We start from the raw sequence: 7,644 nt of genomic DNA, 5'->3' as shown, positions 1-7,644 counted from the left end.
GCGGCGCTTTTCTGGCTGGAGCGGCTGGAGGAGGTGGCCCCGGACACCACCTGATCATCCTGGGCCTGATCGTCTTTCCCATTGCCATTCTGGGAGGATTCGACTCGGTGCCGGGAGCGGTGGTGGCGGGGCTGATTGTTGGCCTGATCGAGGCATTCTCGCTGCTCTACCTCGAGACGGTTTTACCAGGCATCACCCAGGCTATTCCTTTCTTGATCGTGCTGTTAGTGCTTCTCTTCCGCCCTTACGGCTTATTTGGACAGCATCACATAGAACGTGTCTAGCTAGGAGTCTGAATGGCTGAGATCAATGTTGAAAACCTGAAAGTAGTCTACCGGGGGGTCATTCTGGCGCTACAGGGCGTGAGCATGCGGGCCGGAACCGGGGAGGCCATTGCTCTGCTGGGTCCCAACGGCGCCGGCAAAAGCACCCTGGTGCGGGCCATCTCGGGCCTGCTACCTCAATACGATGGTCGAGTTCTGGACGGCAAAATTAACATCAATGGCCAGAATACCAGCCACCTGCCAGCGCTGAAGGTGGCAGCCCTGGGGTTGACCGCGATCCTGGAGGGCCGCCCCATTTTTCGCTACCTGACGGTTTTGGAAAACCTGCGGGCTGCAGCCCAGAAGCTTTCCTCGCAACGCCAGAAAGAAATCACCGACGAAATCTTTACCCGCTTTCCCCGCATCTACGAGCGCCGTTTTGAGCAAGGTGGCTACCTCTCGGGTGGCGAACAGCAGATGCTGCTACTGGGCATGGCCCTCCTGACCGAACCCAAGATTCTGATTGTGGACGAGCCTAGCCTGGGGCTTTCGCCAAAGCTGACCGAGGAGGTGATGCGGGTTCTGGACGAGTTACGCCGGGATAAGGGACTTACCCTGGTGCTGGTTGAACAGAATGCCAGGGCCGCTTTTGCCATTGTCGAACGGGTTTATGTGCTGGAGCAGGGCCGGGTGGTCTTCGAGGGCACCGCTCAGGAAGCCCAGGCCGATGCAGATGTGATGGAGTTTTATCTGGGGGGCGCGATCGCGGGCGGTTTTTCTGAGGCCAAGCGCTATCGCAGGAGGAAGCGATGGGTCTGATTGTGCAATGTGAAACCAGTGGACTCTGCGCTTTGCCACCGCAAGCAGCGCCTGGCAGGCCGGGGCCGGTATGGTTTGCAGTAACCTGGTGCAGGCGTCCGGTGCCGGATCGCAGGACTGCTTCTGGGGTGAACCATGGCTAGGGTCTTGCTCGAGGCCAGCGGTCTGTACCTTTCCTTCAAGGGGGTTAAGGCGCTGGTAGATGTGAACTTCAAAGTCGCTGAGGGTGACTTGTTTGCGGTCATTGGCCCCAATGGGGCTGGAAAGACCAGCCTGCTCAACGTCTTGTCGGGGCTGTACCGTCCCCAGCAGGGCCAGGTTGTTTTCCTTGGAGAAGACCTGGCCGGCCAGACCCCCCAGCAGCGGGTTCGGAAGGGGCTGGGAAGAACCTTCCAGAACCTCGAGCTGTTCCGGGGTATGACCGTACTGGATAACGTTAAACTCGGGGCCGAACTGGCTACCGGGGGCTATACCGACCTGACACCCCAGACCCGAATCGAATGGAAAATCCGTCGTCAGGCCGAGGAGGTGCTGGACTATCTGCACCTGGCGCCCTATCGTCACGTCCCGGCAGGAGCACTCCCCTACGGACTCCAGAAGCGGGTGGAGGTGGCCCGGGCACTGGCCGGGCGGCCCCAGCTTTTGCTGCTGGATGAGCCGATGGCGGGCCTTAGCCTGGAAGAAAAACAAGACCTGGCCCGCTTCTTGCTGGATGCCAGGCGCGAATGGAACACCACCCTGGTGCTGGTGGAACACGATCTGAAAGCTGTGCTAGAGCTGTCTACTGGGGTACTGGTGATGTCTTATGGCGAGGTCTTGTACCACGGACTGCCCTCCGGGGTGCGGGAAAACCAGCGCGTGGCCGAGGCGTACCTGGGGAGGAGTGCATGAGAGCAGTAACGCTACCCAGATCCGGAGGCCAGGCACGGTGGAATAAGGGTATTGCGCCGGTCTCCAGTCCTGGAGGCATCCAATGACACCAACTACCTTGATTGACTATCTGGCCTATCACGCCAAGACCAAGCCCAATGCCCCTGCTTTGCGGGTCAAGCGTCTGGGGGTATGGGAAACTACCTCCTGGGCAGGGTTGAAACAGAACGTTGAACAACTGGCGGGAGGGCTGTTGCAACTCGGACTACAGCCTGGGGATGTGCTGGCCCTGCTGGGTCAGAATGCCCCGGAGTGGGTAGAGGCTGAGATTGCAGCCCAGGCCATTGGCGCTATGCCGATGGGCATCTATGCCGATGCCATGCCGGAGGAGGTGGGATACTTCCTCGAGTTCTCCGAATGCCAGGGAATTGTGGTCTCCGATGAGGAGCAGCTCGATAAGGTCCTGCCCCATCTGGATAAGTTGCAGTTCGTGCTGGTCTGGGAAGAGGCCGGCATGAGCAAATACTGGAGCGAGCGAATCCGGCCATTTAGCAGTGTGGTTGCGCTGGGGGAGTCTGCCCAGAGCCGTCAGGCGGTCGAGGCTTCCAAGGCCAGGATCAAGCCCGATACCATCGCCCTGCTGGCGCCTACCTCCGGTACCACGGCCCGTAGCAAACTGGCTATGCTGACCCACACCCAGCTGATTGCCGGAGCTGAAGCCGGAAGAGACTCCATTACCATTGGTGGAGGGGAGTGGGTGTTTTCCTATCTTCCCCTGCCCTGGATCGGCGAGCAGATGCTCACCGTGGTGAGGGGTCTGACCGATGGTACGGTGATGCACTTCCCCGAAGACATGATCACCGTGCGCGAGGATGTGAAGGAGGTTCAACCCGACTTCTACCTGGCTCCCGCCCGGTTGTGGGAGGATGCGGCAGCCATTGTACGCAGCCGGATGGAGGATGCCGACCGGTTCAAAAAAGCTTTCTATCGCTGGGGGATGGGTGTCCTCCTGGACTGTGCGCAGCGCGAATTCCGCAAGGAGCCGGTGGGTTTTGGCCTGACTCTGGCCAGGGCACTGGCCTACCCGATGGTGGCCCGTCCTATTAGAGCACGCATGGGACTCGCGGCCTGTCGCATTGCCGCGACCGGGGGGGCGCCACTGGGCCCCGAGGTCTTTACGTTTTTCCGCGCTCTGGGGGTGGATATTCGCCAGGTCTATGGCCAGTCCGAGACAGCGGCTACCAGCGTGGCCCACCTGCCCGGCGATACCCCGCCCGAGACGGTGGGCAAGCCCCTTCGCAATACCCAGGTGCGTATTGCTGAAGATGGGGAAATTCAAATCAAGGGTGGGCAGGTTTTTACCGGCTATTTCAAGAACGAGGACGCTACCCGGGAGACCTTTACCCAGGATGGCTGGTTCCGCACCGGGGATGCCGGCTTCTTTAACGAGAATGGTCATCTGGTATTGCTGGGTCGCCTCAAGGAGGTGGGGGCACTGGCCGATGGAACCCGTTTTGCCCCACAGTTCCTCGAGAACCGCCTCAAATACTCACCCTACATCCGCGAGGCGGTGGTGATTGGGCATACCCGGCCATATGTCACCACCCTGATCGAACTGGATCCCGAGAATATCCTGAACTGGGCACGCAAACGTGGAATTATCTTCTCAACCTACCAGAGCCTGACCTCCAACCCCAGGGTCTATGAACTGATAGCCCAGGAACTAAAAATGGCCTGCGATAGCCTCCCCGACGAACTCAAAGTACGGCGTTTTGCGATTTTGCCCAAAGAACTCCACGCCGATGACGAGGAGATCACCCGCACCCGCAAAGTCAAGCGTGGCACGGTAGAGTCTCGCTACGCCAACCTTCTCAACGCCCTTTACGATGGCTCCACGGAGGTTAAGCTCAGCCTTCCAATCCGCTATCTGGAAGGCCAGGGAACGCTGGAAGCTGAGGTTAGGGTGCTGGATGTTGGGCCAACTACCAGTACAGGACAAGAGGTGAAAGCATGATGGCCTCAGAAATCAGCCCCCGCACCCTCATTCTGAGAGATCCCTGCACTTCCCGTACCCGCTCTCCCAGCGGGGGTGTATTTAGGGCCGTGCAGACTGCACCTTCGGTTTATGGGAATAGTCAGCCCTGCTTGCAGCGGAGCGTTATGGAGGTTGTCGAGTGTACCGCCTGAGCCAGTACCTCACCGATGCCTTCAGCCGTCGCTTTTCGCGCGCAGTGCGTGAAAACTACCAACAGGACGAAGCGTATGCCAGCACGCCGCAAGGACGCTTCTGGCTCGCTGTTGCAATTGTTTCGTTGTTGCTGCTACCCCTGGTCTTACCCTCTTATCCGCTGTTTGTGGCTACACAGATTCTGGTAGCAGCTCTGGCTGGACTGGGCCTGCACCTGCTGGTTGGCGGGGCAGGACAGATATCGCTGGGCCAGGCTGCTTTCGTGGGGGTCGGAGCTTATGTTTCCAGCCATTTGACGGGTGACCTGGCGCCGCTGGGTATTCTGATGGGCGGTCTGGTGGCGGCCATGATCGGCATGGTTCTTGGTATTTCCTCGCTGCGAATCAAGGGGGCCTACCTGGCGATCGGCACCCTGGCATTCCAGTTCCTCGCCGACTATATCTTCCGTCGCTGGACCGAGTTTACGGGTGGTGTGGCTGGTCGCAAGCTGCCCCCAGAGGACACCTTTCTGGGTCTGCCGCTGACCGATGATCGGGTGATTTTCTATATGGGCCTGGCTTTTGCTATACCGTTGTTTTTCTACGCCAAGCGCCTGCTCTCGACCAGGGCGGGTCGGGGCTGGTTTGCGGTGCGTGACAACGATCTTTCGGCCCAGCTCTCGGGCGTAGACCTGATGCGCTCGAAACTCACCGCCTTTGCTCTTTCAGCCTTCTATGCGGGCATAGCTGGTGGAATTCTTATTCACTTGATTGGCGTGGTTACGCCGGAGAATTTCGTGCTCTTTTTCAGCATCCAGTACCTGGCACTGGTAATTGTAGGTGGGGCCGGAACCGTATTGGGCGCGGTATTTGGAGCTTTTTTTATTGTGCTGATCCCTGAAGTCTTGAGCGTTCTAGCCGCTGCCTTCGGGCCGCAGTATGTAGCCCAGCTTTCGGCCTGGCGGAGTGTGGTCTTTGGCGGCCTGATTCTTATGTTCCTGATTCTGGAGCCAAGGGGACTGGTGGGTTTGTGGGGTCGTATTCGGGATTACTTCCGGACATGGCCGTTGCCTTACTGAGACCCTGTCAATGGCCTTTAGCAGATAGCTGTCAGCAGGGCGGGCACAGCGGGATTTCGGGTGTGCGGGATACCTTGTGGTGGTTTTGACCCTGGTTTTTGTCTTTGGGCCTGGCAGAAGCTGTAAACTACGGACATGGTGGACTATGACCTCTCCGAATCGGCGCTGGTCAGCCTGGTGGTGCTGGCCCTCGAAGGACAAAAAGGGCTTCGGCTGGTGCAGCCAGGGGCCAGGAGTGTGGGGGATGTGCTTTCCGGGCGCAGGTCGCGTCCGGTACGTCTCGAGCGCGAAGGCGATAGTTTGATGGTGGATATAAACGTGAGCGTGGACTATGGTAAACCAGTAATGGAGGCTGCCAAGGAGGCCCAGAAGACCGTGGCTGAAGTGCTTATAGCCTCTACTGGACTGAAGGTAAAAGTCGTTAACGTCACGGTGGTTGCGGTGGAATATAAGGAGCCTAATGCGGCGTAAGGCTCGTGAGCTGGCCTTCAAAGTGCTTTTTGAGCATGCGGTGGGTAGGGTCTCGCTCGAGGCTGCCTGGCAGCACGCTACCCAGGATGTCGAACCCGGCGAAATTGACCAGGATGCTGATGTGCTCGATACCGAAGGGCTCTTGTTTGCCCAACGCCTGGTGCAGGGCTATCAAACCCAGCAAGAAGCCATAGACCAAATTCTGGGTGCGACCATCGAGGGTTGGAGTTTTGGCCAGATGGCCAAGACTGACCTGGCGGTTTTGCGGTTGGTGGCCTACGAGATGCTGTTTGAACCCACCCCTCATGCACCCTTGATCGAGGTGGCGGTCAAAATTGCCAAGCGCTATGGGGGCGAGGACTCGGGGCGCTTTGTCAATGGGGTGTTGGCCCGGTTACTCAAGCGCATCGAGGCGGGTGAATTGCAGGCTATCGCCAAGATCGAGAAATAATAGCCTCGAGCCCCCACCGTCCTCGTCTTCACCATTTTGAGGTCACGATGCTTGAACTTGCTGGCCCCCCTGTTGCCGAAGAGGTTTACCAAGAACTCAAGACCCGCCTGGCCCAGCTGCCCTATGTGCCCCACCTGCGGGTGGTGCGGCTGGGGGAAGACCCCGCCTCGGTTTCGTATGTACGGCTTAAAGACCGCCAGGCCAGGAAACTGGGTCTGTCCAGCCAGGTGGACGTGTTTCCCGAAAACACCCCCCAGAATGAACTGCTGGCCCATATAGCCATGCTGAATGCCGACCCCGAGGTGGATGGCATCCTGGTGCAGTCGCCGGTGCCCAAACAGGTAGACTTCAATACCGTGCTGGAAGCCATTAGCCCTCTAAAGGATGTGGATGGTCTGACCCCCGCCAACGCGGGGCGTTTGTGGATGGGCTTAGAAGCACTCGAGTCCTGCACCCCCGCAGGGGTGATGCGCATCCTGAAGCACTACCAGACTCCGCTTTCGGGCAAAGAAGTGGTGATTGTGGGTCGCAGCAACCTGGTAGGCAAACCGCTGGCTGCTATGATGCTGCGGGAAAACGCTACCGTAACCCTGGCCCACTCCCGCACCCAGGGTTTAGCGGCTGTCTGCCGCCGAGCGGATGTGCTGGTAGCCGCCGTGGGCAAAGCAGGACTGATTACTCCCGAAATGGTGCGCCCCGGAGCAGTGGTGGTAGATGTGGGCATCAACCGGGTGGGTCAAAACCAAAAAGGCCGCGACATCTTGGTGGGAGACGTAGTTCCCGAGGTTACTGGAGTCGCTGCGGCGCTAACGCCGGTTCCGGGTGGCGTAGGCCCTATGACCGTGGCGATGCTTTTGCACAACACGGTCGTAGCCGCTATGCGTCGCCGGAGCTAGTGCAGGTTGCAAACGGGGCTAAACTGCGCCATCTTGAGCGGGTCAAACCCGCAAAACCGCATGGTTACGGACGCAGTACCCCACCGTAGGTCGAGCTCGTTGTGGGGTTGCGAAAGAAGGTGCACCTATTCACGGAACCAAGAGACGTTTTTCAAAGCAAGATGGGATGCGATCCATTGGAAAACCGCCTCAGGACAAACCTGCTTTGGAACCACCGAGATCCGCCATTTGCAGTGAGCGAAAAATACAAGCCAGCCGCAATAAGGGTAGAATAGTGCGCAGTGACCGAACTGCTTTCCAATCAGGTGCTCTGGACGGCCATTCTGGCCAGTGTTTGTGCACAGCTTCTGAAACTTTTCATTTACTATCTGGTCGAGCGCCGCTGGCAGTGGGAACGCCTGGCCGAGACCGGTGGAATGCCCTCATCCCACTCGGCAACAGTTGCGGCTCTGGCAACCGGGGTGGGCATTACTGAGGGCTGGGGCAGTGCTTACTTCGCCATAGCGGTGGTGCTGGCGATCATCGTGATGTATGACGCTACCGGCATTCGCCGAGCCGCCGGACTGCATGCCGAGCGCCTCAACGATCTATTCGAGGAGTTTCGGGCTGTGGTGCAACAGGGCCCCCAA

The 7,644-nt window shown here is 58.8% G+C and carries 8 protein-coding genes and 1 pseudogene; all 9 read left to right on the top strand.

Annotated elements, in window-relative coordinates:
- Positions 1-284, top strand: a pseudogene (locus tag Q0288_RS12435) (branched-chain amino acid ABC transporter permease); the annotation flags it as partial.
- 12 nt (positions 285-296) lie between these two features.
- Complete coding sequence (locus Q0288_RS12430) at positions 297-1,082, top strand: ABC transporter ATP-binding protein (RefSeq protein WP_299430880.1); 786 nt, start codon at positions 297-299, stop codon at positions 1,080-1,082.
- A gap of 135 nt (positions 1,083-1,217) precedes the next feature.
- On the top strand, positions 1,218-1,973 hold the full coding sequence (locus tag Q0288_RS12425; RefSeq protein ID WP_299430878.1) for an ABC transporter ATP-binding protein: 756 nt from the start codon (positions 1,218-1,220) through the stop codon (positions 1,971-1,973).
- A gap of 82 nt (positions 1,974-2,055) precedes the next feature.
- On the top strand, positions 2,056-3,966 hold the full coding sequence (locus Q0288_RS12420) for an AMP-binding protein (RefSeq protein WP_299430876.1): 1,911 nt from the start codon (positions 2,056-2,058) through the stop codon (positions 3,964-3,966).
- 160 nt (positions 3,967-4,126) lie between these two features.
- Positions 4,127-5,197: a branched-chain amino acid ABC transporter permease gene (locus Q0288_RS12415; protein ID WP_299430874.1), complete on the top strand. Its 1,071-nt coding sequence runs from the start codon at positions 4,127-4,129 to the stop codon at positions 5,195-5,197.
- 135 nt (positions 5,198-5,332) lie between these two features.
- A complete protein-coding gene (locus Q0288_RS12410; RefSeq protein WP_299430872.1) occupies positions 5,333-5,668 on the top strand; it encodes an Asp23/Gls24 family envelope stress response protein in 336 nt (111 codons plus the stop codon).
- The gene (gene nusB, locus Q0288_RS12405; RefSeq protein WP_299430870.1) at positions 5,658-6,119 is read left to right on the top strand and encodes a transcription antitermination factor NusB; all 462 of its coding nucleotides are present in this window, start codon (positions 5,658-5,660) and stop codon (positions 6,117-6,119) included. The genes Q0288_RS12410 and nusB overlap by 11 nt, the downstream gene beginning before the upstream one ends.
- A 47-nt stretch (positions 6,120-6,166) precedes the next feature.
- Positions 6,167-7,015: a bifunctional methylenetetrahydrofolate dehydrogenase/methenyltetrahydrofolate cyclohydrolase gene (locus Q0288_RS12400; protein WP_299430868.1), complete on the top strand. Its 849-nt coding sequence runs from the start codon at positions 6,167-6,169 to the stop codon at positions 7,013-7,015.
- Positions 7,016-7,296: 281 nt separating this feature from the next.
- Positions 7,297-7,644, top strand: a 348-nt coding sequence (locus Q0288_RS12395; RefSeq protein WP_299430866.1) for a divergent PAP2 family protein, incomplete at its 3' end; no start/stop codon positions are given.

Origin of the sequence: uncultured Meiothermus sp. (assembly GCF_937863175.1) — a bacterium.
GTDB lineage: Bacteria > Deinococcota > Deinococci > Deinococcales > Thermaceae > Meiothermus.
This window is presented reverse-complemented; position numbering and strand designations above follow the sequence as displayed.